At 69.9% G+C, this 24,258-nt stretch carries 20 protein-coding genes; 7 read left to right on the forward strand and 13 right to left on the reverse strand.

Annotated features, from left to right (window positions below; translation table 11 throughout):
* Window positions 1-47 precede the first annotated feature (47 nt).
* From ACEN9J_RS07760 to ACEN9J_RS07770, 3 genes are read right to left on the reverse strand one after another with little or no spacing between them, the layout of a single operon-like run.
* Window positions 48-1,289, reverse strand: coding sequence for a TIGR03862 family flavoprotein (locus ACEN9J_RS07760; RefSeq protein WP_413763744.1), 1,242 nt, complete (start codon window positions 1,287-1,289; stop codon window positions 48-50).
* Window positions 1,286-4,549 carry a UvrD-helicase domain-containing protein gene (locus tag ACEN9J_RS07765; RefSeq protein WP_413763745.1) on the reverse strand — a complete coding sequence of 1,088 codons (3,264 nt, stop codon included), beginning with the start codon at window positions 4,547-4,549 and terminating at the stop codon, window positions 1,286-1,288. The genes ACEN9J_RS07760 and ACEN9J_RS07765 overlap by 4 nt, the downstream gene beginning before the upstream one ends.
* Window positions 4,546-7,131: a PD-(D/E)XK nuclease family protein gene (locus ACEN9J_RS07770; RefSeq protein ID WP_413763746.1), complete on the reverse strand. Its 2,586-nt coding sequence runs from the start codon at window positions 7,129-7,131 to the stop codon at window positions 4,546-4,548. The genes ACEN9J_RS07765 and ACEN9J_RS07770 overlap by 4 nt, the downstream gene beginning before the upstream one ends.
* 157 nt (window positions 7,132-7,288) lie before the next feature.
* Between ACEN9J_RS07770 and trxA the strand changes: the two genes are divergently transcribed.
* Together trxA and rho are read left to right on the forward strand one after the other, a co-directional pair.
* Window positions 7,289-7,621 (forward strand): thioredoxin TrxA, encoded by a 333-nt coding sequence (trxA, locus tag ACEN9J_RS07775; RefSeq protein ID WP_057594218.1) that lies wholly within the window; start codon window positions 7,289-7,291, stop codon window positions 7,619-7,621.
* Between the two features lie 188 nt (window positions 7,622-7,809).
* On the forward strand, window positions 7,810-9,075 hold the full coding sequence (gene rho / locus ACEN9J_RS07780) for a transcription termination factor Rho (protein ID WP_057594219.1): 1,266 nt from the start codon (window positions 7,810-7,812) through the stop codon (window positions 9,073-9,075).
* A 66-nt stretch (window positions 9,076-9,141) separates the two neighbouring features.
* On the opposite strand, the gene ACEN9J_RS07785 is transcribed toward rho, so the two are convergent.
* The gene (locus ACEN9J_RS07785) at window positions 9,142-10,209 is read right to left on the reverse strand and encodes an oxidoreductase (RefSeq protein ID WP_413763747.1); all 1,068 of its coding nucleotides are present in this window, start codon (window positions 10,207-10,209) and stop codon (window positions 9,142-9,144) included.
* 137 nt (window positions 10,210-10,346) lie between these two features.
* Here ACEN9J_RS07785 and ACEN9J_RS07790 point away from each other — a divergent pair, with 137 nt between their 5' ends.
* The 3 genes from ACEN9J_RS07790 to ACEN9J_RS07800 all read left to right on the forward strand — a co-directional run bounded on the left by ACEN9J_RS07790 (window position 10,347) and on the right by ACEN9J_RS07800 (window position 13,819).
* A complete protein-coding gene (locus ACEN9J_RS07790) occupies window positions 10,347-10,619 on the forward strand; it encodes a type B 50S ribosomal protein L31 (protein WP_057594221.1) in 273 nt (90 codons plus the stop codon).
* Between the two features lie 93 nt (window positions 10,620-10,712).
* The gene (locus tag ACEN9J_RS07795) at window positions 10,713-12,476 is read left to right on the forward strand and encodes a hypothetical protein (protein ID WP_057594222.1); all 1,764 of its coding nucleotides are present in this window, start codon (window positions 10,713-10,715) and stop codon (window positions 12,474-12,476) included.
* Window positions 12,473-13,819, forward strand: coding sequence for an MATE family efflux transporter (locus ACEN9J_RS07800; protein ID WP_057594223.1), 1,347 nt, complete (start codon window positions 12,473-12,475; stop codon window positions 13,817-13,819). Before ACEN9J_RS07795 ends, ACEN9J_RS07800 begins: the two co-directional genes overlap by 4 nt.
* 30 nt (window positions 13,820-13,849) lie before the next feature.
* Here ACEN9J_RS07800 and phoR read toward each other — a convergent pair whose 3' ends face one another.
* Genes phoR through pstS form a run of 7 tightly spaced genes read right to left on the reverse strand, consistent with a single transcriptional unit; the run spans window position 13,850 to window position 20,576 of the window.
* Window positions 13,850-15,193: a phosphate regulon sensor histidine kinase PhoR gene (gene phoR, locus ACEN9J_RS07805; protein WP_261213897.1), complete on the reverse strand. Its 1,344-nt coding sequence runs from the start codon at window positions 15,191-15,193 to the stop codon at window positions 13,850-13,852.
* Between the two features lie 44 nt (window positions 15,194-15,237).
* Window positions 15,238-15,930 carry a phosphate regulon transcriptional regulator PhoB gene (phoB, locus tag ACEN9J_RS07810; RefSeq protein WP_057594225.1) on the reverse strand — a complete coding sequence of 231 codons (693 nt, stop codon included), beginning with the start codon at window positions 15,928-15,930 and terminating at the stop codon, window positions 15,238-15,240.
* 38 nt (window positions 15,931-15,968) lie between these two features.
* Window positions 15,969-16,670 carry a phosphate signaling complex protein PhoU gene (gene phoU / locus ACEN9J_RS07815; protein WP_057594226.1) on the reverse strand — a complete coding sequence of 234 codons (702 nt, stop codon included), beginning with the start codon at window positions 16,668-16,670 and terminating at the stop codon, window positions 15,969-15,971.
* A 30-nt stretch (window positions 16,671-16,700) separates the two neighbouring features.
* Entirely contained in the window at window positions 16,701-17,486 is a 786-nt protein-coding gene (gene pstB / locus ACEN9J_RS07820; RefSeq protein ID WP_057594227.1) for a phosphate ABC transporter ATP-binding protein PstB, read from the reverse strand.
* Between the two features lie 53 nt (window positions 17,487-17,539).
* Complete coding sequence (gene pstA / locus ACEN9J_RS07825) at window positions 17,540-18,424, reverse strand: phosphate ABC transporter permease PstA (protein ID WP_082321777.1); 885 nt, start codon at window positions 18,422-18,424, stop codon at window positions 17,540-17,542.
* A complete protein-coding gene (gene pstC, locus ACEN9J_RS07830; RefSeq protein WP_172705571.1) occupies window positions 18,421-19,500 on the reverse strand; it encodes a phosphate ABC transporter permease subunit PstC in 1,080 nt (359 codons plus the stop codon). The genes pstA and pstC overlap by 4 nt, the downstream gene beginning before the upstream one ends.
* Window positions 19,501-19,541: 41 nt before the next feature.
* Window positions 19,542-20,576 (reverse strand): phosphate ABC transporter substrate-binding protein PstS, encoded by a 1,035-nt coding sequence (gene pstS, locus ACEN9J_RS07835; protein ID WP_413763748.1) that lies wholly within the window; start codon window positions 20,574-20,576, stop codon window positions 19,542-19,544.
* A 251-nt stretch (window positions 20,577-20,827) separates the two neighbouring features.
* Here pstS and ACEN9J_RS07840 point away from each other — a divergent pair, with 251 nt between their 5' ends.
* On the forward strand, window positions 20,828-22,348 hold the full coding sequence (locus ACEN9J_RS07840; protein WP_261213901.1) for a Ppx/GppA phosphatase family protein: 1,521 nt from the start codon (window positions 20,828-20,830) through the stop codon (window positions 22,346-22,348).
* Here ACEN9J_RS07840 and ACEN9J_RS07845 read toward each other — a convergent pair.
* Window positions 22,314-23,249, reverse strand: a complete 936-nt coding sequence (locus tag ACEN9J_RS07845; protein ID WP_413763749.1) for a LysR family transcriptional regulator — start codon at window positions 23,247-23,249, stop codon at window positions 22,314-22,316. The two genes, ACEN9J_RS07840 and ACEN9J_RS07845, sit on opposite strands and share 35 nt — an antisense overlap.
* Before the next feature lie 122 nt (window positions 23,250-23,371).
* Here ACEN9J_RS07845 and ACEN9J_RS07850 point away from each other — a divergent pair, with 122 nt between their 5' ends.
* Entirely contained in the window at window positions 23,372-23,764 is a 393-nt protein-coding gene (locus ACEN9J_RS07850) for a nuclear transport factor 2 family protein (RefSeq protein WP_057594232.1), read from the forward strand.
* A gap of 21 nt (window positions 23,765-23,785) precedes the next feature.
* Here ACEN9J_RS07850 and ACEN9J_RS07855 read toward each other — a convergent pair whose 3' ends face one another.
* Window positions 23,786-24,247 carry a SixA phosphatase family protein gene (locus tag ACEN9J_RS07855; protein ID WP_057594239.1) on the reverse strand — a complete coding sequence of 154 codons (462 nt, stop codon included), beginning with the start codon at window positions 24,245-24,247 and terminating at the stop codon, window positions 23,786-23,788.
* Between the last annotated feature and the right edge of the window lie 11 nt (window positions 24,248-24,258).

Raw genomic sequence — 24,258 nt, forward strand, 5'->3', positions numbered from 1 at the left:
CTCTCGTTCCACCCCGGAACGGGAGCCGCGCCAAAAAATCCAAAGCCTCACGACAGTCCCAGCCGCGCGAGCACGCCACGCGCGGCCGCGACGCCGCTGGCCATCGAGGCCGTGAGCAGGTAGCCGCCGGTCGGCGCCTCCCAGTCGAGCATCTCCCCCGCCACGAACACGCCGGGCAGCGCGCTGGCCATCAGCTGCGCATCGAGCGCCTCGAAGCGCACGCCGCCCGCGGTGCTGATCGCCTCGTCGATCGGGCGCGCGGCCAGCAGCCGCAACGGCACGGCCTTGATCGCCTGCGCGAGCTGCAGCGGATCGTGCATCGCCTCGCGGCTCAGCACCTCGTAAAGCACGCCGGCCTTGATGCCTTCGAGGCCGAGCCGGCTCTTGAGGTGGCTGCCGAGCGAACGCGCGCCGCGCGGATGCCTGACCGCGGCCAGCACCTGCTCGGCGCTGCGGTCGGGCAGCAGGTCGAGCAGCAGCGTGGCGCTGCCGTTGGCGGCGATCTCGTCGCGCAGCAGGGCCGAGACGGCATAGACGAGGCTGCCCTCGATGCCGCCCGCCGTGGCGACGAACTCGCCCTTGCGCGCGAAATGACGGCCGCGGCTGTCGGTGAACGACACGGCCACCGACTTGAAGGGCTGGCCCGCGAAGCGCTCCGAGAAATGCGCGCTCCAGCCGCTGCTGTCGAAACCGCAGTTGGCGGGCTGCAAAGCGGCCACCGCCACGCCCTGCGCCTGCAGCCGCGGCGCCCAGGCACCATCGGAACCGAGCCGCGCCCAGCTCGCGCCGCCGAGCGCGAGCACCACCGCATCGGCCGAGGCCTCGACCTCGCCCGCGGGCGTGTCGAAGCGCAGCACGCCGGGCGAGACCGCGGCATCGCCGGTCCAGCGGTGCCGCATGTGGAACTGCACGCCGGCCTCGCGCAGCCGGTGCAGCCAGGCGCGCAGCAGCGGCGCGGCCTTCATGTCGGTGGGGAACACGCGGCCCGAGCTGCCGACGAAGGTCTCGATGCCCAGGCCCGCGGCCCATTCGCGCAGTTGCGCGGGACCGAAGGCCGCGAGCATCGGCTCGAGCTCGGCGCGGCGTTCGCCGAAGCGGCCCACGAAGGCCTCGAAGGGCTCGGAGTGCGTGAGGTTGAGCCCGCCGCGCCCCGCGAGCAGGAACTTGCGCCCCACCGAGGGCATGGCGTCGTAGAGGTGCACCTTCGCACCGGCCGCGGAGAGGATTTCCGCCGCCATCAGGCCGGCGGGGCCGCCGCCGATCACGGCGACGGTGGGAGAAGAAGTCATTCGAGGTTCACCAGTTCGCCCTGCCCGGTCAGGAACGCGGCGCGTACCGTGGCACCGGGATGGGCCTGCTGCACGGCCGCGCGGTAGCGCCGCATCTGTGCGATGAGCGCGGCATCGCGCTCGGGCCTTGCGGCCGATTTGTAGTCGAGGATCCACCAGGTGCCGCTGGCGCGCTCGCGCACCAGCCGGTCGATGCGCAGCGTGTCGCCTTCGTGCACCAGCGTGACCTCGTTGCCGTGCCAGTCGATGGCCTCGAGGTCCCAGGCCCAGGCGCCCGCGCCGGCGCGGATGCGCGCGGCCAGCGCCGCGGCGCCGCGCGCCTGCTGCGCGTCGAGCAGGAACTCCTGCGCCGCCGCGCGCACATGGGCCGCGGCCAAGGGCTCGCCGGGCACCGACCATTCGAGCAGCCGGTGCATCGCCTGGCCGAAAGCCGCGGCGCGCGCATCGAGGGTGGCCGCCTTTTCCTTGCGCGCGACGGGCACCGGCGGCGTCGCGGAAGCAAACACCGGCAGCTCGTGGATCGCGAACACGGCCTGCGCCTGCGCCGCCAGCGGGGCCACCAGCGGCTCGTCGGCAGCTACGGTCTCGCAGGCCTCGGCCAGCCGCGCCCACCAGCTGCCCTCGTTGGCGCGCGCGGGGCGCACCGACGACAGCACCAGCCGCGCACGGGCGCGGGTGGTCGCGACATAGAGGCCGTTGAGTTCCTCGCGGTGGCGCGCGCGCTGCTCGTCGAGCAGCAGCGATGCCGCGCAGGCCGGCGGCGTCTTCTCGCTCGCGAGGAAGACGAAGCGCGTCGGCACGCGGTCGCCGCCCTTCCACTCGACCAGCACGCCCATGGTCTGGGCGCGCGGCGGCGGCGCGTCGCAGTCGAGCATCAGCACGGTGTCGGCCTCGAGGCCCTTGGCGCCGTGCACCGTCAGCAACTGCACCGCCTCGGGCGCGGCCACCGACGGGGCGCGCACGCCGCCGGCGCGCAGCGCGCGCACCAGCGCATAGGGCGTGACGAAACGCGCGCCGTCGATGTCGAGCGACGCGGCCAGGAGGCCGCGCAGATTGGCCAGCGCGCCCTGGCGCAGCGCGGCGGGCACGGCCGCGCCGAACTTCGCGAGCACGTCGCCGTCGTGGAAGACCGCGTCGAGTGCGTCGTGCGGCGGCAGCGTGGCCAACCAGCGCTGCCAGCGCTTGAGACGCGGCGCGGCCTCGGCCAGCACGGCCGGCAGGTCCTCGCCGGTCTGCAGCAACCGGAACCAGCTCCAGCCCGGCAGCGCGCGCTGGCGCAGCGCCAGTTGCACCAGGTCGTCGTCGCCGATGCCGAACAGCGGCGACTTGAGCGCGCGCGCCAGCGAGAGATCGTGCGCGGGCGAGACCAGCGCATCGATCAGCGCCACCATGTCCTGCACCTCGGGCGCGTCGTGCAGCTCGTTCTTCTCGGGCTGCTGCACCGGGATGTGGCGCTGGCGCAGCGCCTCCTGCATCGCGGCGAGCCGGCTGCGGCGGCGCGACAGCACCATGATCTGGCGCGGCGGCGTGCCGTCGGCGATCAGTTGCGCGATCCAGCGCGCGGCCTGCTCGCACTCCTTCTGCAGCAACTGCTCCTCGGGCAGCACGCGCGGCGTGACCAGGCTGTCGCGCCAGTGCAGCATGCCGTCGTCGGCCGGCGCCGCATCGGCCGCGGCCTCGGCGGCATCGCGCTCGCTGGCCGGCAGCTTCAGCAGCGCGCCCTCGTCGCTGCGCTCGGTGGTGTGGGCACGGAAGCCGTCGAACTCGCCGGCCTCCTGCGCGGCCAGCATGGCCTGGTTGACCAGCCCCACGACGGCGCGCGCATTGCGGTGCGTGTGGTCGCAGTTGAGCAGCTCGCCGCCCAGGCCCTCGCGCACGAACTTCTTCGCGGCGATGAACACCTGCGGCTCGGCGCGGCGAAAGCGGTAGATGCTCTGCTTCGGGTCGCCCACGACGAACACGCGCGGCGCGCTGCTGCCCGCGCCCACGTAGGCGCTGAGCCAGCCATAGAGCGCCTGCCACTGCAGCGGATTGGTGTCCTGGAACTCGTCGATCAGGAGGTGCGCGATGCGCGCATCGAGCCGCTCCTGCACCCAGCCCGAGAGCGCCGACTGGCCCAGCAGCAGTTGCGCCGCCTGCTCGACGTCGTTCATGTCGACCCAGCCATGGGCGCGCTTGACGCCCGCGAAGGCATCGATGAGCAGGCGCGTGAGCCGCGTCATGCGCTGCTGGTAGAGCCAGGCCGCATGCTGGGCCTGCGCGGCGCACAGCAGTTGCAGCTCGGCCTCGGCCTCCTGCGCGGCCGGGTACTTCTGCAGGTTCTTGTTGAGCCGGTCCTCGGTCGCGACGAAGAAGCTCTTGCGCAGCAGCGCGAGCGCCGAGGGCAACGCGGACTCGGCCGGCTCGCCGGTGCCGAAGATGTCGATGACGGCCTCGGCCGCCTTCTGCGGCGTCTTGTTGGTCTCGCGGCCGAGCGCGGCGGCACGGTCGAGCCAGCGCCGGCGCACGGCCTCGCCGCGCAGCGCGTCGGTCGGCGTGTCGAAGCCGGCCAGCGCCGGGTGCAGGTCGGCGAAATGCCGCACCGCCTCGGCCGGTTCGGCGAGCGAGAACTCCACGCGCCGCGTGAGCGCCTCGCCGAGCGCCTTGGCGGTCTGCGAGCGCCCGTAGGTGGCGACCACCGCGTAGTAGTCGGCCAGCGCATCGGGGTCGGCGGTCACGGCCTCGAAGAAGGGGCGCCAGGTGCGCGAGCGCGCCTCGGCATCGTCCTCGAGCAGCTCGTAGTTCGACGGCAGGCCGAGCTCGCGCAGCACCGCCAGCGGCGCATTGCGCAGCAGGCCCGCGAACCAGGCGTGGAAGGTGCGGAACTGCACCGGCCGGCCGCCCTCGAGCAGGTGCCGGTACAGGCCTTTCAGGCGCGGCGCGGCGGCCAGCGCCTCGGCCGGCGGCATGCCGCGCATCACGAGTTCCTTGACCAGTTCCTCGGGCTCGCGCTCGGCGAAGGCCTCGAGCCACTGGTCGAGCCGCTCGCGCATCTCGCCGGCGGCCTTCTTGGTGAAGGTGATGGCGAGGATCTCGTGCGGCTGGCAGGCGTTGGCGCCGTCGTCGAGCAGCGCGCGCACGATGCGCGACACCAGCATCCAGGTCTTGCCCGCGCCCGCGCAGGCCTCGACCGCCACCGAGCGCCGCGGATCGCAGGCGACGGTGTAGAAGGCCTCGCGCGGCACGCGCTGGCCGTTGTGTTCGTAGGCGGCACCGTTCATGGCGTGCTCCCCTGCAGCACGGCGGCGCCGGCGTCGTCGCTCCAGAAATCCTTGCGGCACAGGCCGCGCGCGGTGCAGTGCTCGCACACCGTGCCCTCGCCCAGCGGCGGCAGCGGCGTGCCTTCGGCGATGCGCCGGAAGTCGTCGAGGATGCCGGCCACCAGCGCATCGCGCGCCTGCACCACCACCGGCTGCTCCACCGTCTGCGTGCCCGAGGACTTCTCGCCCACGTTGACGTAGGCCGCGCGCAGCGTGTCGTCGGCCACCAGCGCGGCATAGAACGCGAGCTGCGTGTCCTCGGTCGGCTCCTTCACGCGCTCCTTGGTCACGGCCGAGGACTCGGTCTTGTAGTCGATCACGAAGGGCTGGCCGTCGGGCATGCGGTCGATGCGGTCGAGCCGGCCCACCAGTTGCAGCGCGCCCAGCGGCTGTTCCTTCCAGGGTTCGGACTCGACGAAGACCGCGCCCGCGGCCTCGTGGCCCGCGAGCCAGTCGAGGTAGCCGTCGCGCACCGCGGGCCAGGCCGCGGCGAAGGGCAGGAACTCGGCGTCCGACAGGCCGTACTCGCGCGTGGCGCGCACGGCCGCGTCCTCGATGAAGCGCAGGCGCTCGCCGGCGTCGCGCGTGGGCGTCTGCCGCAGCGTCTCGTGGAAATGGCCGAGCACCGCATGCAGCCAGTTGCCGAAGTCGCGCTTGTCGACCTCGGCATCGAGCTCGTCGGCGCTGCGCAGGCCGAGCTGGCGCAGCGCGAAGAAGCGGTAGGGACAGCGGCGCAGGTCCTCGTAGACGCTGGTCGACACGTTGCGCAGCGGCAGCAGCGCGCCCGAGGGCGTTGGATAGAGGGTGGGACGCACGGGCACATCGCGCCGCGTGCGCGGATCGTCGGTGAAGGCGAGCGCATGGTCGAGCTCGAGGCCCTGCACCAGCGGGCTGGGCCGCACGGGCTCGCCGCTGGCATCGGCACCGCGCCACAGCAGTTCGCACCAGGGATTGCACAGGGCCGCGTTCCAGGCCGCGCGCTGCGCCGCCTCGAGCGCCTCGCGCGAAGGCAGGCCGAGCTCGAGCCGCTGCGCGGCGCTCCAGTTGCCGGGCGGCTCGGGCGACGCGGGCAGGCGGCGGTCGTCACAGCCCGGGATCACGATCGCGCCGAAGGCCCGGCCCAGCAGCTGGTGCAAGGGCAGCACGATCACCTGCGGTATCTCGCCATTGACGGGCGGCACGAAGCTCGCGTCCTCGAGCACGTCGCGCACCCAGGCCGTGAATTCGGACAGCGTGTGGCGCCCGCCCGGGAAAGCCTCGTCGTCGCCATGCGCGCCGGCATCGAGCCACAGTGCCGAGATCACCTTGCCGCCCGCGAGGTCGGCCTCGAGCGGCTCCCATTGGCCGGCCGCCTCGAGCAGCGCGCGCAATGCGACCAGCCATTCGGCGAGCGGGCGCGCACGCGCCATCGGCGCGCGGCGGGCCTCGATCTCGTTCGTGAAGGGCATCAGCGCGACGTCCTGCGGCTTCTCGCTGCGCGCGGCCTGCGCGCACCAGGCCGACCAGTCGCGCACGCCTTCGCGCCGCAATCTCGACTCGAGTCCCTGCACCGCGAGCGCATCGCCGTCGTTGCCGCTCTTGAGCCAGTCGAGCACCTGGTCGCTGCCGGCGTCGTGCGCGCAGGCGCGCAGCGCGCTCATCAGCATGGCGGCCGCGCGCGTGGTCGAGAGCTTCCAGCCGGTCTCGTCCTGCGCCGTGACGCCCTGCCCCTTGAGCCGCGCGCCGATGCGGCGCGTGAGCGCGCGGTCGGTAGCGACCAGCGCGACCGGGCTGCGGCCCTCGGCCAGGTGGCGCAGCGCGCAGGCCGCGGCGAGTTCGGCCTCGTCCTCGGGATCGATCGCGACATGGGCCGCGGACTGTCCGCGCGGCGCGATGGCGGGCACCAGCGACAGGCGCACGGCGCGCTCGCCCCACAGGCCGCACAGGGTCTGCGTCAAGGGATCGGTCTGGAAGCCCTCGAGCACGATCAGCACGTCGATCTGCGCGCGCGCGGGCTCGCGCAGCAGCACGTCGGTGGCATAGCTCGCGTTCGCGGCCCAGGCGACCGCGATGCGGATCAGCGCGCTCTCGATGCGGAACCACTCCGATTCGCTGCCCGCATCGGCCACGCTGGCGGCGCGCTCGGCCCAGGCGCTGCCGCGTTCTTCGGGCGCGACCGCGGCCGCGAGCGGCGCGAGCTGGTAGGCCAGCTCGACCACGCGGCCCGCGAGCGCGAAGCGTTCGGCGCCGAAGCCGGTCTGCGAGAGCAGGCCCTGCGCGGTCACGAGGTCGCGCGCCATGTCGAAGGCGATGTCGTAGCCCGAAGGAACGAAGCCACCCGCGCTGCGCGCCCAGTTGCGCGTGGTCTCGAAGCGCGGCACGAAGCCCGGCGAGCCGCTGCGCGCCCACATGGCCTGCGCCACGCCCATGAGCTGCGCATAGGGCACCAGCACCATCGTGCGCGCCGCATGGGCCTGGCGTTCGGCGAGCACGCGCACGATGCGCGCGACCACACCATCGGCAGGGTCGCACCACAGGGCCTGGACGGGATGGCCTTCGTTCATGTTCTGTCGCGGGGGATTTCGTAGCGGGGCCGGGTCGCGACGAGGGCTCTGGCTATCGGCGCCATAGCCTTCGTGCATGCCACGTCACCCCTTGGTTTCTGTCACAATGACCCGCACTGTAGCTGCACCGAAACTCCCCGCGCACAAGGACTCCATCATGGCCAGCGAGCTGATCAAACACATCTCCGATTCCTCCTTCGAAGCCGACGTGCTCAAGTCCAGCCAGCCCGTGCTGGTCGACTACTGGGCCGAATGGTGCGGCCCCTGCAAGATGATCGCCCCGATCCTCGACGAAGTGTCGAGCGCCTACGAAGGCAAGCTGCAGATCGCCAAGCTCAACGTCGACGAGAACCGCGACATCCCCGCCAAGTTCGGCATCCGCGGCATCCCCACGCTGATGCTGTTCAAGGACGGCCAGCTCGCCGCCACCAAGGTCGGCGCCATGAGCAAGGCCCAGCTCACCGCCTTCATCGACCAGCAACTCGCCTGAGTGCTTTCAAACCGGCCAGCGCGCAACGCGTTGGCCGGCGCGTTTTTCCTGTCATAATCACCAGCAGATCGCCGGCCCTTTCAGGTAGCCGGTTCGAGTTCCCCGGTCAGTGAGGCAGTTCTCGCCTCACATCGAACCACCCCCCTGTTCTCCGTTTCCCCTCGATTGCCCCCGCAAGGGGTCGTTCCATGCACTTAAACGAACTCAAGGCACTCCACGTGTCTGAAGTCCTCAAGCAGGCCGAAGCGCTTGAGATCGAAAACGTCGGCCGCATGCGCAAGCAGGAGCTGATGTTCGCGATCATCAAGAAGCGCGCGAAGGCCGGCGAACAGGTCTTCGCCGACGGTGTGCTCGAAATCCTGCCCGACGGCTTCGGCTTCCTGCGCAGCCCGGACACCAGCTTCACCGCCAGCACCGACGACATCTACATCAGCCCAAGCCAGGTGCGCCGCTTCAACCTGCACACCGGCGACATGATCGAGGGCGAGGTGCGCATTCCGAAGGACGGCGAACGGTACTTCGCGCTGACCAAGCTCGACGCCGTCAACGGCGGACCGCCCGAGCAGAACAAGCACAAGGTGATGTTCGAGAACCTGACGCCGCTGTTCCCCAAGGAACAGATGCGCCTCGAGCGCGACGGCATCAAGGGCGAAGAGAACATCACCGGCCGCGTGATCGACATCATCGCGCCCATCGGCAAGGGCCAGCGCGCCCTGCTCGTGGCACCGCCCAAGAGCGGCAAGACGGTGATGATGCAGCACATCGCGCACGCGATCAGCGCCAACTACCCCGAGGTCCACATGATGGTGCTGCTCGTCGACGAGCGCCCCGAAGAAGTGACCGAAATGCAGCGCACGGTGAAGGGCGAGGTCATCGCCTCCACCTTCGACGAGCCCGCCGCGCGCCACGTGCACGTGGCCGAGATGGTGATCGAGCGCGCGAAGCGCCTGGTCGAGCTCAAGAAGGACGTGGTGATCCTGCTCGACTCGATCACGCGTCTCGCACGCGCCTACAACAACGTCGTGCCTTCGTCGGGCAAGGTGCTGACCGGCGGTGTCGACGCCAACGCACTGCAGCGTCCCAAGCGCTTCCTGGGTGCCGCTCGCAACGTCGAGGAAGGCGGCTCGCTGACCATCATCGGCACCGCGCTAATCGACACCGGCAGCCGCATGGACGAAGTGATCTTCGAAGAGTTCAAGGGCACCGGCAACTCCGAAATCCACCTCGACCGCCGCCTCTACGAGAAGCGCGTGTTCCCCTCGATCCAGCTCAACCGCAGCGGCACGCGCCGCGAGGAGCTGCTGCTCGCGCCCGAGATCCTGCAGAAGACCCGCATCCTGCGTCAGCTCATGTACAACATGGACGAGATCGAGTCGATGGAGCTGATGCTCAAGAACATGAAGGCGACGAAGACCAATGTCGAGTTCTTCGACATGATGCGTCGCGGGGGTTGAGCCGGTCTTCGACCGAAGCTCGCCTCCCAAAAAGCGCGCTGCATCTTGCGATGCAGCGCGCTTTTTTCATGGGCGCGCGACGGGCAGCGCGCGGCCTTCCTCGGCGCTGTGCCGGCCGAGATCGAGCAGTTCCATCAGCGCCACCGCCTGCTCGGGCGGCACCGGATTCGGCCCCTGGCCGAGGATCGCGTCGCGCACGGCCGCGTAGTACGCGACGTAGTCGCCCGCGCGCGTGGGCCAGGCGCGCTTCGCCACCGTGCCGTCGGCAGCAGGCAGCACGAGCTCGCCATCGAGCGGATCGACGCCCCACCCCGTCCTCGGCGGCCGCTGGCCGGCGCGCAGCGCGTCCTCCTGCGGATCGACGCCGTGCTTGACGTAGCTGCCGCGCGTGCCGTGCACGAGATAGCGCGGCGCGGCATGGGCCGCGAGCGTGGTCGAGTGCAGCACCACACGCAGCGGCGCATGCGGCCCCGACTCGTAGCGCAGCACCGCATGGAAGTAGTCCTCGACCTGGGCGCCATCGCGCAGCACGGCGGTGTCGAGCTGCAGGGTGTCGGGCATGCCGAACAGCTGTACCGCCTGGTCGACCAGGTGCGCGCCCAGGTCGACCCAGATGCCCGCGCCCGGCACCTTCTGCTCGCGCCAGCGCTCGCGCACCTCGGGCCGGTAGCGGTCGAAATGCGATTCGACATAGACCGGGCGGCCCAGCTCGCCGCTGGCCAGCAGTTCTTTCAGGGTCAGGAAATCGGCGTCGAAACGACGGTTCTGGTAGACCGCGAGCACCAGTTTGTTGCGCTCGGACAACGCCTGGAGTTCGCGCGCCTCGGCGGCGTCGAGCGTGAAGGGCTTGTCGACCACCACGTGCTTGCCGGCCAGCAGCGCCGCCTTCGCGACGGGATGGTGCTGGGCGTTCGGCGTGGCCACTACGACGAGGTCGATGTCCTGCCGCGCGACCAGCGCCGCCGTGTCTGGCACCACGGCCACGCCGGGCCAGTCGACATGCACCTTGTGCGGCTGGGAACTGGCCACGGCCGCCAGTTCGAGGCCGGGCACGGCCGACAGCACGGGGGCATGGAAGGTCTGGCCGGCAAAGCCGTAGCCGACTAGGCCGGCGCGCAGGGTTGGGGAGGTCATGGGAGGGCTGGTTTCGCAGGGGGACGGGCCGAACTGGCCGCCATCGGCCCAGTATGCGATAATCGGCGGCTTCGCGAAAAGTGCGGCCGGCGTCCTGCCCGCCAGTGGCTCTCGCATCGACCCCCCAAGGAAACACCATGGCAAAAGAAGGCATCCACCCGAATTACCGCGATGTCCTGTTCGTCGACATGTCGAACGGCTTCAAGTTCGTGACCCGTTCCTGCGTGAACACGAAGGAAACCGCCAAGGCGGACGACGGCCGCGAGCTGCCCCTGTTCAAGCTGGACACCACCAGCGAATCGCACCCGTTCTACACCGGCACCCAGAAGTCGGTCGACAACATGGGCGGTCGCGTCGAGAAGTTCCGCAACCGCTTCGGCAAGACGACCGGCGCCGCTGCCTCCAAGTAAGGCACGCACCCAGGCTCAGGCCTGGCGTCGAGGGCAGCCCGGTTTACCGCGCTGCCCTTTTTGTTTCCCCCACCCGCCGTCGCCCATCGCCCTTTGAACCAGCCCACGCCCGCGATCGTTGCCCAGAATGCCGTGCGCCGGCTGCCGCGCATCGCGCTGCTGCTGCTGTGCGCCGCCTACCTGCTGCCGGGGCTGGTCGGCCGGGGACCCTGGAAGAGCGCCGACATCACGGCCTTCGGCTACATGGCCGAGCTGGCGCGCAGCACCGAGGGCCTGGCGCGCTGGTTCGATCCTCGCCTGCTGGGCATCGCGCCCGAAACGCCCGCGCTGGTGCCGTACTGGATCGGCGCGCTGGCGATCAAGATCGCACCCGCCTGGCTGCATCCCGACTTCGCGGTACGCATCGTGTTCGCGCTGCTGCTCTGGGGCACCTTCACCGCGACCTGGTACGCGGTCTACTACCTGGCCCGCACCGCGCGTGCCCAGCCCGTGGCCTTCGCCTTCGGCGGCGAGGCGCGGCCGACCGACTACGCGCGCGCCATGGCCGACGGCGCCCTGCTCGCGCTGATCGCCTGCCTGGGCCTGGCCCAGCTCGGCCATGAAACCACGCCCGCGCTGGCGCAGCTCTACTTCGCCTCGCACCTGTTCTACGGCGTGGCGGCCCTGCCCTACCGGCGCGCCGGGCCGGTCATCGCACTGGTGGTCGGCACGCTGGGCATGACGCTCAGCGGTGGCCCCACCGTCGGCCTGGCGCTGGCCACGGGCAGCGTGCTGTTCATCGCCTACGAGCGCCGCCGCATGCGCCGCGCCGCCGAGCCCGCGAGCACCGGCTGGTCGGGCATGGGCGAGGACGAAGGCCCGGGCTACACGCGCGGCGCGCTGCTCACCATGGCCGGCGTGACGCTGCTGGCCGCTGCGCTCGCGATCGGCCTCGGCCTGCTGCAATGGAAGATCGACCTGCCCGGCGCTCATCCAGGCACCTCGATCATGGGCGACATCCGCAGCCAGGCCCGGCTGCTGCTGTGGTTCACCTGGCCGGCCTGGCCGCTCGCGCTGTGGACGCTGTGGCGCTGGCGCCGGCAACTCGCGGCGCGCCACGTGGCGCTGCCGTTCTGGTTCGCGCTGGTGCCGCTGGCCGCCACCTGGACCACCGACTACTCCGACCGCTCGCTGATGCTGGCGCTGCCCGCGATGGCCACGCTCGCGGCCTTCGCGCTGCCGACCTTCCGGCGCAGCGTGGCGGCGCTGGTCGACTGGTTCACCCTGCTCTTCTTCAGCGGCCTCGCGCTGCTGGGCTGGATCTACTGGATCGCGATGCAGACCGGCTACCCGCCCAAGCCCGCGGCCAGCGTGGCACGGCTGGTGCCGGGTTTCGTGCCCGAGTTCTCGCCCATCGCCTTCGTGCTCGCGCTTGCCGCCACCATCGCCTGGTGCTGGCTGGTGCGCTGGCGCACCGGGCGCCACCGCGCGGCGCTCTGGAAGACGCTGGTGCTGCCGGCCGGCGGCACCGCGCTGTGCTGGATGCTGCTGATGACGCTGTGGCTGCCGCCGATCGACTACGCGCGCAGCTATGCGCCGCAGGTGCGCGCCGTGACCGAGCGCGTGGGCCATCCCAAGTGCGTGGCAGAGCTCGCGTTGAGCCGTGCCCACATCGCGGCGCTGCAGTACCACGGCCGCTTCGACCTGCAGCCGCTGCTGCTGGGCACCGACTGCCCGTGGCTGCTGGTGGGCCCCGAGACCATCGAGCGGCTGCACACCATCATCTCGCTCGACCAATGGCGCTTCGCGGGGACCCTGCGCCGCCCCAGCAGTCCCTCCGACGACCTGCTGCTGTACGAGAAGATCGCGCCGCGGTGAGGGGCGAACGCGGTCTTATCGCCCGCCACGCGGGCACGGTGCTGGTCGGCCAGCTCGCCGTGATGGCCTTCGGCGTGACCGACACCATCGTGGCCGGCCGCTATTCCGAGGACGCGCTGGCGGCCCTCTCGGTCGGCGCCGCCATCTTCGTCAGCGTCTACGTCTCGCTCATGGGCGTGCTGCAGGCCCTGCTGCCGGTCTGGGCGGAGCTGCACGGCGGCGGCCGCGGCGCCGAGGTGGGCCGCTCGGTGCGGCAGTCGCTCTACCTCGCGGGGCTGGCGATCGTGGTGGGCATGGCGCTGCTGCTGCTGCCGGGGCCGGCGCTGCAATGGACGCAAGTGCCGCCCGCGATGCGCGGCGAAGTCGAGGCCTACCTCGCGGTGCTGGCCTTCGGGCTCGCGCCCGCGCTGCTGTTCCGCCTGTTCAGCACCCTGAGCCAGGGCCTGGGCAAGCCACAGCTCGTGACCTGGCTGCAGCTCGCCTCGCTGGCGATCAAGCTGCCGCTGTCGGTCTGGTTCACCTTCGGCGGCGCGGGGCTGCCGGCGATGGGCCTGGTCGGCTGCGGCTGGGCCACGCTGGCCGTCAACTGGGCGATGCTGGGCTGCGCCGTGTGGCTGCTGCGCGCCAGCCCGTTCTACCGCGGCTACCGGCTCTGGCAGCCGATCGAGAAGCCCGACTGGGCGCAGATCGGCCAGTTCGCTCGCCTGGGCGTGCCGGCCGGCCTCGCGGTGCTGGTGGAGGTCACTTCGTTCACGCTGATGGCGCTGTTCATCGCGCGCCTGGGCACCACCGCGGCCGCGGCGCACCAGATCGCCGCCAACCTGCTGGCCGTGGCCTACATGGTGCCGCTGTCGCTCGCGATCGCGACCAGCGCGCGCGTGAGCTTCTGGCTCGGCGCCGGCGATCCGGCGCTGGCGCGGCGCGCCTGCCGCACCGGCTTCGAGCTGACGGTGCTGTGCGCGCTGCTGTTCGCGCTCGCCATGGGAGGGCTGCGCTTCCAGCTCGCGGCCGTGTATTCGGACAAGCCGGCCGTGATCGCGCTCGCGGGCGCGCTGCTGCTGGTGGTCGCGCTCTACCACTTCGCCGACGCGCTGCAGACCCTGTGCGTGTTCGTGCTGCGCTGCTACCGGGTCACGCTCGCGCCGCTGGCGATCTACTGCACGCTGCTGTGGGCCGTGGGCCTGGGCGGCAGCTACCTGCTGGCCTACCGCGGGCTCGGCCCCTGGCCGGCCATGCAGTCGCCGCTGGCGTTCTGGATCATGGGCGCCGCCGCGCTGACGGTCACGGCCCTGCTGTTCGGCGCGCTGCTGCGCTGGACCATGGCGCACCGCGTGCGCGGCTGATCGGCTGAACTGCGAAAGCGCCGCGGCCGTTCAGGCCGGCTGCCGCGCCATCACCCGCGCCTCGCGCACGCGCGTGGCCGGGAACACCAGCGCGAAGCGCGAGCCCTTGCCCACCGTGCTCTCGATGCGCAGCTCGGCGCCATGGCGCTGGGCGATGTGCTTGACGATCGCCAGCCCGAGCCCGGTGCCGCCGGTCTCGCGCGAACGGCTGCGGTCGATACGGTAGAAGCGCTCGGTCAGGCGCGGGATGTGCTCGGCCGCGATGCCCGGGCCGGTGTCCTTCACCGCGTACTCGCCGCGACCGTCGGGCAACAGCCGCCAGCTCACCGCCACCTCGCCGCCACCGGGCGTGTAGCGGATCGCGTTGCTCAGCAGGTTCGACATCGCGCTCTGCAGCTCGGTGGCCGCGCCCGACACCTCGGAATCGGCATCGATGGCGAACGACAGCTTGTGGCCCAGCTGCGGCGAGAGCCGCCCCGACAGGCCGCGGCCTTCGTCCTCGCACTGCGCGAGCAAGGCGCGGATGCGCGTCCACTGCGTGCCGCCGGGGGCGGCGCTGCCCTCGAGGCGCGACAGGGTCAGCAGGTCGTTGACCAGCGTCTCCATGCGGTGCGACTGCTGGCCCATCAGGCCGAGGTAGCGCGCGCGCTCGTCGGCGTCGAGCGGCAGGTTCTGCAGCGTCTCGACGAAGCCCGCGAGCACCGTGAGCGGCGTGCGGATCTCGTGCGAGACGTTGGCCACGAAGTCGCGCCGCATCGCCTCGGCCTGCTCGAGCGCGGTGATGTCGCGCGTGAGCAGCATGCGGCGGTTGCCCGCGTAGGGATGCACCTGCACCGACAGCCGCACCGGGTGGCTGCGCTGCGTGCCCAGGCCATGGCCGTCGATGACGACGTCGCGGCTGTAGTTCCACGATGCCAGGTAGGCCACGAAGGCCGGATCGCGCACGAGGTTGGCCAGGTGCTGCAGCAGGTCGCGCTCGGCATCGATGCCGAACTGCGCCGCCGCGGTCTGGTTGCACCACTCGATGCGGCCCTGCTCGTCGAGCAGCACCACGCCGTTGGGCGAGGCCTGGATCGCGGCGAGGAATTCCTGCAGCCGGTCGTCGGCCTGGCGGATCTGCTGCTCGCGGTCGCGCAGCAGCTTGCGGATGCGTTCGGCCAGCTCGCCCCACATGCCGACGCCGCGGCTGGGCAAGCCCACCGCGTCGTTGCGCAGGATCAGCAGCAGCCGCTTGGCGCGCCAGGCATCGAAGCCCAGCCAGACCACCGCGCCGACCCAGGCGCCGAGCCAGCCGAGCTTCCAGCCGAAAAAGGCTGTAACGCCCACTCCGCCTAGGAGAGACGCTATTAAAAAGGTAGCGATGCGAAACGGCATGGCGGGCGATTATCCGCGCCCGCGGGCGGAGACGCTCACGGCGGTCAAACGGTGGCTTGGGCCGTCAGGCGGTAGCCGGCACCGCGCACCGTCTCGACCATCGGCGAGGCCGCGCCCAGCGATTCGCGCAGGCGCTTGACGTGCACGTCGACCGTGCGCTCCTCGATGTAGACGTGGTCGCCCCACACCTTGTCGAGCAGCTGGGCCCGGCTGTGGACGCGCTCGGCGTGCTGCATCAGGTAGGCCAGCAGCTTGAACTCGGTCGGGCCGACCTTCAGCGCATTGCCCTGCCAGGTCACGCGGTGGGTGGCGGTGTCGAGGGCCAGCTCGCCGATCTCGACGCGCTCGGTCACCACCTCGGGCGCGCGGCGGCGCAGCACGGCGCGGATGCGCGCGAGCATTTCCTGGGTGGAGAAAGGCTTGGTGATGTAGTCGTCGGCGCCCGCGTCGAGGCCGGCCACCTTGTCGGGCTCGTCGCCGCGCGCGGTCAGCATCAGGATCGGGACGGCCTTGGTACGGGGGTCCTTGCGCCATTGGCGCGCGAGCTGCAGGCCGCTCTGGCCCGGCAGCATCCAGTCGAGCAGGATCAGGTCCGGCAGGAAGGCATCGATCTCGCGCTGGGCCGCCGCGCCATCCTCCGACCAGATCGGCTCGAAGCCGTTGTGGCGGAGGTTGACGGCGATCAGCTCGGCGATCGAGGACTCGTCTTCGACGATCAGGACTCGGGGTTTTTTCATGCTTTCTTGGGAGTCTTGCCGCAGTCGTACTGGTGTCGTTACTGCAGCGCCGACTCGATTTCCTGCATCGAAGTGTGCCGCACATCGGCACCCTTGACGATGTAGATGATGAACTCGGCGATGTTCTTGGCGTGGTCGCCGATACGCTCGATGGCCTTGGCCAGGAACAGCAGGTCGAGGCTGGCGGAGATGGTGCGCGGGTCTTCCATCATGTAGGTGACCAGCTTGCGCACGAAGCCGTCGAACTCCTTGTCGATCAGGTCGTCGTCCTTGAGGATCGACAGCGCCGCGGCGGTATCGAGGCGCGCGAAGGCGTCGAGCGCGGTGCGCAGCAGGTTCGAGGCCAGGTCGGCCGCGATGCGCAGCTCGGTGGTCGGCAGCACGCGCGAGGCGCCGCTCTCGATGATCGACTTGACCATGCGCGCGATCTTGTTGGCCTCGTCGCCCACGCGCTCGAGGTTGGCGGTGGTCTTGGAGATCGCGATCAGCAGGCGCAGGTCGCGCGCGGTCGGCTGGCGGCGCGCGATGATCGACGACAGCTCGCGGTCGATCTCGATCTCCATCGCGTTCACGCGGTGCTCGGTTTCCATCACGCGGTCGGCCGCGTCCGAATCGAACTGCAGCAGCGCATAGATCGCCTGGTGGATCTGCGACTCGACCATGCCGCCGAGTTCCATCACGCGCGACGAGACGCCGTTGAGTTCGCTGTCGAACTGGCTGGAGAGGTGTTTTTCAGTCATGGTGTCGTCCTCTTTGCATCCGTTGTTGCATCAGCCGAAGCGGCCGGTGATGTAGTCCTCGGTCTCCTTGCGCTGCGGCTTGAAGAACATCTGCTCGGTGGCGCCGAACTCGATCAGGTCGCCCAGGTACATGTAGGCGGTGTAGTCGCTGCAACGCGCGGCCTGCTGCATGTTGTGGGTCACGATGACCACCGTGTATTCGTTCTTCAGCTCGGCGATCAGTTCCTCGATCTTGGCGGTCGAGATCGGGTCCAGGGCCGAGCAGGGTTCGTCGAGCAGCAGCACTTCGGGCTTGATCGCGATGCCGCGCGCGATGCACAGGCGCTGCTGCTGGCCGCCGGAGAGGCCCGAGCCGCTTTGCTGCAGCTTGTCGCGCACCTCGGTCCACAGGGCCGCCTTCTTCAACGCCCATTCGACGCGGTCGTCCATCTCGCTGGCCGAGAGGTTCTCGAACAGCTTCACGCCGAAGGCGATGTTGTCGTAGATCGACATCGGGAAAGGCGTCGGCTTCTGGAACACCATGCCGACCTTGGCGCGGATCAGCGCCACGTCCTGCTTGCTGGTCAGCAGGTTCTCGCCGTCGAGCTCGATGGCGCCCTCGGCGCGCTGCTCGGGATAGAGCTCGAACATGCGGTTGAAGGTGCGCAGCAGCGTCGACTTGCCGCAGCCCGAGGGGCCGATGAAGGCCGTGACCTTGTTCTCGGGGATCTCGAGGTTGATGCCCTTGAGCGCGTGGAACTTGCCGTAGTAGAAGTTCAGGTTCTTGACCGAGATCTTCGCGGGCGATGCGACGGTGGGAGCGGTGATGGGTGCCATGTTGCGTTTCTCTTGTTCGTTCTGTGCGGGTTGCGGTGGAAGCCGTCCCGGCTTCAGTGCTTGGTGCGCGTCAGGACCCGCGCCAGGATGTTGAGGGCGAGCACCGCGATGGTGATCAGGAACACGCCGGCCCAGGCCAGCTGCTGCCAGTTCTCGTACGGGCTCATCGCGAACTTGAAGATGGTCACCGGCAGGCTGGCCATCGGCTGGGTCACGTCGGCGGTCCAGAACTGGTTGTTGAGCGCGGTGAACAGCAGCGGCGCGGTCTCGCCGGCGATGCGGGCCACGGCCAGCAGCACGCCGGTCACGACGCCGGCGCGCGCGGCGCGCAGCGTGATGCTCAGGATCACCTTCCACTTCGGCGTGCCGAGGGCGTAGGCGGCTTCGCGCAGTCCCGGCGGCACCAGCTGCAGCATGTTCTCGGTGGTGCGGATCACGACCGGGATCACGATCAGCGCGAGCGACAGCGCGCCGGCCAGGCCCGAGAACTGCTTGAAGTAGGCCACGACCACCGCGTAGACGAACAGGCCGATCACGATCGACGGCGCCGACAGCAGGATGTCGTTGACGAAGCGCGTGACCGAGGACAGCATGCCCTTCGGGTTGTATTCGGCCAGGTAGATGCCGGCCATGATGCCGATCGGCGTGCCGACGAAGGTCGCCAGCAGCACCATCACGAAGGAGCCGAAGATGGCGTTCAGGATGCCGCCCGCTTCGTTCGGCGGCGGGGTCATCTCGGTGAAGGCCGCGACCGACAGGCCGCCGATACCGAGGCGCAGGGTTTCCCAGAGGATCCAGACGAGCCAGAACACGCCGAACACCATCGCGGCGAGCGACAGCGTGAGGGCGATCTTGTTGACGCGGTTGCGCGAGGCGAACCGGGCCTGGCGGGTTTCGGCCAGGGTCTTGGCGTTGATGAGGGATTGGCTTGTGCTCACGACTTCTTTCCTTCGCTCTTCTTCATTTGCGCCAGCAGCAGCTTCGACAGCGACAGCACGACGAAGGTGATGAAGAACAGCACGAGGCCCAGGTACATCAGCGCGGCCTGGTGCAGGCCGGCGCCGGCTTCGGCGAACTCGTTGGCGAGCGCCGAGGTGATGCTGTTGGCCGCCTCGAACACCGAGAGCGAGTTCAGCTGGTTCATGTTGCCGATCACGAAGGTGACGGCCATGGTCTCGCCGAGCGCGCGGCCCAGGCCGAGCATGATGCCGCCGACGACGCCGGCCTTGGTGTAGGGCAGCACGACCTTGGAGACGACCTCCCAGGTGGTGGAACCGAGGCCGTAGGCCGATTCCTTGAGCAGCGGAGGCGTGACCTCGAACACGTCGCGCATCACCGAGGCGATGAACGGGATGATCATGATCGCGAGGATGATGCCGGCCGACAGAATGCCGATGCCCACGGGGGGGCCGGACACCAGGGCGCCGAGGTAGGGCACGCCGGCCAGCAGCTTCTGCAGCGGTTGCTGGACCCAGGTCGACAGGATCGGGCCGAACACCAGCAGGCCCCACATGCCGTAGACGATCGAGGGCACGGCGGCCAGCAGTTCGATGGCGGTACCCAGCGGGCGCTTGAGCCAGCCGGGCGAAAGTTCGGTGAGGAAGAGCGCGATGCCGAAGCTCACGGGCACCGCGATCACCAGGGCGATGGCCGAGGTGGCCAGCGTGCCGTAGATCATCACGAGGCCGCCGTATTCGTTCTGGACCGGGTCCCACACGCTGCTCGTGAGGAAGCCGAGGCCGTACTTGGTGATGGCGGGCCAGGCGCCGGCGATCAGCGACAGCAGGATGCCGATCAGCATCGCGAGCGTCAGCAGCGCGGCGCCCTTGGCGGCCCAGCCGAACAGGCGATCGACCATGGGGCCGGAGCGCGACGCCTTCATCGGCGGCGGTGCGGTGGTACGGCCCTGCTCGGCGGAAAGGTCGAGCGTGGTGGCAGCGGCGGGGAAAGTGGATGACACAGGTCGCTCCGGCAATGACGAAAGCGGCGCGCCATCGAGCGGATTGCTGCTCATGGCGCGCCGTGTTTTCTTTTTCTGATCAGGGAGAAGAAGGCTTACTTGAAGGCGACGGGCTTGCCCGATGCGTCCTTGACTTCACCCCAGGCCTTGGCGATCGTGGCCTTCACGGCGTCGGGCATCGGCACGTAGTCCAGTTCGTCGGCCGTCTTGTCGCCGCTCTTGTAGGCCCAGTCGAAGAACTTCAGCACGGTGGTGGCATTGGCCGGCTTGTCCTGCGTCTTGTGCAGCAGGATGAAGGTGGCGCCGGTGATCGGCCATGCACCCTTGTCCGACTGGTTCGTCAGCACTTGATAGAAGCTCTTGTTCCAGTCGGCACCGGCGGCGGCGGCCTTGAAGGCGGTGTCGTCGGGCGAGACGAAGTTGCCAGCGGCGTTCTGCATCTGGGCGTAGGTCATCTTGTTCTGCTTGACGTACGCGTACTCCACGTAGCCGATCGAGTTCGGCAGGCGGCCCACGAAGGCGGCGACGCCTTCATTGCCCTTGCCGCCCGCGCCGGTGGGCCAGTTCACGGCCGTGCCTTCGCCGACCTTGCTCTTCCACTCGGCGTTGACCTTCGACAGGTAGTTGGTGAACAGGAAGCTGGTGCCCGAACCGTCGGCGCGGCGAACCGGGGCGATGGCAGCGTCGGGCAGGTTCAGCGAACCGTTCAGGGCCTTGATCGCGGGGTCGTTCCACTTCGTGATCTTGCCGAGGTAGATGTCGCCCAGCACCTGGCCGCTGAGCTTGAGTTCGCCGGGCTTGATGCCCTGGATGTTCACGACCGGGATCACGCCGCCGATGACGGTGGGGAACTGCATCAGGCCCTTGGCCTGGAGTTCGTCGTCCTTCAGGGGAGCGTCCGACGCGCCGAAGTCGACGGTCTTGGCTTCGATCTGCTTCAGGCCGGCACCCGAACCGACCGACTGGTAGTTGATCTTGACGCCGGTGGCCTTGTTGAAGTCCGAAGCCCACTTGGCATACAGCGGGGCCGGGAAGCTGGCACCGGCACCGGTCACGTCCTGGGCGAACGCGGGGAGAGCGAAAACCGCGGCGACGAGGCCGGCGGTTGCAAATTTGAACGTCGTTTGCATGAAGCTTCCTTTAGAAGTAAGAAGTAGTCCCCTTTCGGGCTTGCGACGGACTCTAGAAAGCTTGTGTGACATCGATGTGACACCCTCCTGTCGAGGGAAAATGGCGTCGTGGAGCCCTCCGGCTCTGTGACGCTGTCACACAACCGTCATGCACCCGATCTAGCCTCTAGCCCTCGCTGCGGCGTCGGTCGGGAAGGTGGCGTTACTCTTCCAGGACCTTCGAACCAGGCCCCCGCCTTCTCTACTCCAACATGCAAAATGGCACCCGCCTCGCAGCGGTCGATCTAGGCTCCAACAGCTTCCGGCTCGAAATCGGTCAAGTCGATCACGGTCAGATCCACCGCACCGAATACCTGAAAGAGACCGTGCGCCAGGGCAACGGCCTGGACAGCGCGCGCAACCTCACGCCCGAAGCCATGCAGCGCGGCTGGGACGCCCTCGCCCGCTTCGGCGAGCGGCTGGCCGGCTTCAAGCGTTCGCAGGTGCGGGCCGTCGCCACCCAGACGCTGCGCGAGGCGCGCAACCGCGAGGAATTCCTGCTGCGCGCGCGCACCATCCTGGGTTTCGGCATCGACGTGATCCCGGGGCGCGAGGAAGCCCGCCTGATCTACCAGGGCGTGGCGCACATGCTGCCCCACAACGACGCCTCGGACCGCGAACGCCGGCTCGTGATCGACATCGGCGGGCGCTCCACCGAAATGATCATCGGCCGCGCCCTCGAGGCCGAGCTGATGGAGTCGTACCGCGTCGGCAGCGTCGCCTGGTCGATGAAGCACTTCCCCGAGGGCCAGTTCACCGCCGCCGCCTTCCGCGCCGCCGAGGTCGCGGCCAAGGCGGTGCTCGACGACGCGCTCGGCAGCTACACGCGCGACCAGTGGGACGTGGCCTATGGCGCCTCGGGCACGATCGGCGCGGTCGGCGACGTGCTGGCCGCGGCCGGCGGAGAGCCCGGGGTGGTCAAGCGCGAGGGCCTGGACTGGCTGCTCGACCGGCTGCTCAAGGCCGGCGGCGCCGACAAGCTGCGCATCGAGGGCATGCGCGAGGACCGCAAGGCGGTCATCGGCGGCGGCCTCAGCGTGCTGCGCGCGGTGTTCGACCTGCTGGGCATCGAGGAGATGAAGGTGGCGCAGGGCGCCCTGCGCCACGGCGTGCTCTACGAACTGCTGGAACGCGACGAGAGCGTGGCCGACATGCGCACCACCACGGTCGCGCGGCTCGCCAACCGCTTCGCGGTCGACCCGGCCCAGGCCCGGCGCGTGGGCGACACCGCCGCCGCCCTGTTCGTGCAGCTGGCGCCGGCCGCGCGCGGCGGCAGCACCACCAGCCGCGCCGGCCGTGCGCTGCGCAAGCTCGGCTGGGCCGCGCAACTGCACGAGATCGGCGCGCTGGTCTCGCACAGCGACTATCACAAGCATGGCGCCTACATCCTCGACAACACCGACGCCCCCGGCTTCGCGGTCAACGAGCTGCACACCCTCGCCCAGCTGGTGCTGGGCCAGCGCGGCAAGCTGCGCAAGCTCGAGGGCTCGCTCGACGACGAGACCTTCGTGACGCAGCTGCTGGCGCTGCGGCTGGCGCTGATCCTGTGCCACGCGCGCCGCGATCCCGCGCCCGATGCGCTGCACCTGTCGACCCTCGGCACCCGCACCTTCTCGATCGCCTGCGCGCCCGACTGGGCCGAGGCCTTCCCGCAATCGGCCCACTTGCTGCGCGAGGAGGTGCTGGCCTGGCAGAAGATCAGTACCTGGCGCGTGGACCTGGCGGGCTGCTGAGCCGCTCGAGCAGGAAGTCGATGAACACCCGGACCCGCCGCGGCATGTGGCGGTGCGCGGGATGGATCAGCGAGAACGGGCGCGACGCGCCCGCGAAGTCCGGCAACAGCTCGACCAGCGCGCCGCGCGCCAGGTCTTCCTCGACGATGAAGCGATAGGTCTGCAAGAGGCCCGCGCCCGCGCGCGCCAGGGTCACGCCGCCGAGGATGTCTTCCGAATAGCGGATGCCGCCCTGCGTCGCATGTTCGAAAACGCCGCCCTCGCCGTGCAACAGCCAGGGCACCGGCTGCCCCGTGCTCGGCAGCGTGAACTGGATGCACTCGTGCGCCGCCAGGTCGGCCAGCGCGCGCGGCGCCGGCCGCGACGCCAGGTAGGACGGCGCGGCCACCACCACCAGCGCGGCGTCCTCGAGCCGGCGCGCGACCAGCCCCGAGTCGGGTGGCGTGCGGCCACGCACCGCGAGGTCGAAGCCGCCCGCGGCGAAGTCGACGTTGCGGTTGCTCAGCTGGATGTCGAGCGACACCTCGGGGTACAGCGCGCGGAACGCGGGCAGCAGCGGCAGCACGCGGCAATGGCCGTACGAGGTCGGCAGGCTGATGCGCACCGTGCCCGCGGGCACGCGCTGCTGGCCCGCGAGCTCGCGCTCGGCCTCCGAGAGCTGCGCCAGCGCCTGGCGGCACTGCGCCACGTAATCGCGCCCGGCATCGGTCAGCCGCACCTGCCGCGTGGTGCGCGAGAACAGCTGCACGCCCAGCCGCGCCTCGAGCCGCGCGATCGAGCGGCTCACCGCCGCGGGCGTCACGCCGGCCGCGTTGGCCGCGGCGGTGAAGCCTTCATGCTCGGCCGTCAGGCACAGCAGCTCGATGCTGCCCAGCATCACGTTGTCGAAGCGCAGGGCCATGGTGACCACCTATTCCTCGGTGTAATCAATGAAGTGAATCATCGCCCATTTACGCGCATCCGCTGCATCAATAGCATCGTGACCGTTGTCATCCACATCGCACGAAGAGAGAGGAAGCTGTCATGAACACCGATCACGCCCCCGCCCCCTACGACGCCATCGTCGAGCTGCTCGGCCGCTACTTCGAGGGCCTGCACCGCAGCGACACCGCGATCCTGCGCGAGGTCTTCCACCCCGCGGCGCTCTATGCCACCGCGACCGAAGGCCCGCTCTACACGCTGGACATGGCCAGCTACTTCCCGATCGTCGACAAGCGCCCCTCGCCCGCCAGCAAGGGCGAGCCGCGCACCGGCCGCATCGTGGCGATCGAGTTCGCGGGGCCGGTGACCGCCTTCGCACGCGTCGAATGCGCGATCGCGCCGAAGCACTTCACCGACCTGCTGACCCTGGTGCGGGTGGACGGGCGCTGGCAGATCATCTCGAAGGTCTTCCACTTCGAGCTGCAGCCGGCCTGAGCGGCGCGGCCTCGAACAGGTTCAGAGCAGTTCGGGCGACTGCACCGTCACCACGACGGTCTGCACGTCGCCATCGCGCTCGCGCGTGCGGATCCACCACAGCGCGCCCTTGCGCACCGGGCAGCTGTCCTGCTTCAGGCCCAGCAGCAGCGAGATCGCCTGCCCCAGCGAAGGCTGGTGGCCGATCATCAGCACCACCGACTTGCCGTTGGGCCAGCCGGCGGAGGCCAGCAGCGCATCGGCGGTGGTGTCGGGTGCCAGTTCGCTGCGCAGCTTGTACTTGCGCCCGAGCGCCAGCGCGGTCTGCTCGCAGCGCCGCGCGGGGCTGCTGATGATGCGCGTGCCGTCGGGCAGCTGGCGGTCGAGCCAGCTGGCCATGCGCTTGGCCTGCTTCTCGCCGCGCGCGGTGAGCGAGCGCTGCATGTCGTCGCAGCCCTCGGTCCAGTCATCGGCTTCCGCATGGCGCCAGAAGATCAGGTCCATGGTCATCGTCT

Origin of the sequence: Variovorax sp. Varisp41 (assembly GCF_047325085.1) — a bacterium.
GTDB lineage: Bacteria > Pseudomonadota > Gammaproteobacteria > Burkholderiales > Burkholderiaceae_C > Variovorax.

What these genes read in the sequence shown, in the direction of transcription:
- ACEN9J_RS07760 (WP_413763744.1), bottom strand. Translation starts at nt 1,289, where the DNA reads ATGACTTCTTCTCCCACCGTCGCCGTGATCGGCGGCGGCCCCGCCGGC.
- ACEN9J_RS07765 (WP_413763745.1), bottom strand. Translation starts at nt 4,549, where the DNA reads ATGAACGGTGCCGCCTACGAACACAACGGCCAGCGCGTGCCGCGCGAG.
- ACEN9J_RS07770 (WP_413763746.1), bottom strand. Translation starts at nt 7,131, where the DNA reads ATGAACGAAGGCCATCCCGTCCAGGCCCTGTGGTGCGACCCTGCCGAT.
- trxA (WP_057594218.1), top strand. Translation starts at nt 7,289, where the DNA reads ATGGCCAGCGAGCTGATCAAACACATCTCCGATTCCTCCTTCGAAGCC.
- rho (WP_057594219.1), top strand. Translation starts at nt 7,810, where the DNA reads ATGCACTTAAACGAACTCAAGGCACTCCACGTGTCTGAAGTCCTCAAG.
- ACEN9J_RS07785 (WP_413763747.1), bottom strand. Translation starts at nt 10,209, where the DNA reads ATGACCTCCCCAACCCTGCGCGCCGGCCTAGTCGGCTACGGCTTTGCC.
- ACEN9J_RS07790 (WP_057594221.1), top strand. Translation starts at nt 10,347, where the DNA reads ATGGCAAAAGAAGGCATCCACCCGAATTACCGCGATGTCCTGTTCGTC.
- phoR (WP_261213897.1), bottom strand. Translation starts at nt 15,193, where the DNA reads ATGCCGTTTCGCATCGCTACCTTTTTAATAGCGTCTCTCCTAGGCGGA.
- phoB (WP_057594225.1), bottom strand. Translation starts at nt 15,930, where the DNA reads ATGAAAAAACCCCGAGTCCTGATCGTCGAAGACGAGTCCTCGATCGCC.
- phoU (WP_057594226.1), bottom strand. Translation starts at nt 16,670, where the DNA reads ATGACTGAAAAACACCTCTCCAGCCAGTTCGACAGCGAACTCAACGGC.
- pstB (WP_057594227.1), bottom strand. Translation starts at nt 17,486, where the DNA reads ATGGCACCCATCACCGCTCCCACCGTCGCATCGCCCGCGAAGATCTCG.
- pstC (WP_172705571.1), bottom strand. Translation starts at nt 19,500, where the DNA reads ATGAGCAGCAATCCGCTCGATGGCGCGCCGCTTTCGTCATTGCCGGAG.
- pstS (WP_413763748.1), bottom strand. Translation starts at nt 20,576, where the DNA reads ATGCAAACGACGTTCAAATTTGCAACCGCCGGCCTCGTCGCCGCGGTT.
- ACEN9J_RS07840 (WP_261213901.1), top strand. Translation starts at nt 20,828, where the DNA reads ATGCAAAATGGCACCCGCCTCGCAGCGGTCGATCTAGGCTCCAACAGC.
- ACEN9J_RS07845 (WP_413763749.1), bottom strand. Translation starts at nt 23,249, where the DNA reads ATGGCCCTGCGCTTCGACAACGTGATGCTGGGCAGCATCGAGCTGCTG.
- ACEN9J_RS07850 (WP_057594232.1), top strand. Translation starts at nt 23,372, where the DNA reads ATGAACACCGATCACGCCCCCGCCCCCTACGACGCCATCGTCGAGCTG.
- ACEN9J_RS07855 (WP_057594239.1), bottom strand. Translation starts at nt 24,247, where the DNA reads ATGGACCTGATCTTCTGGCGCCATGCGGAAGCCGATGACTGGACCGAG.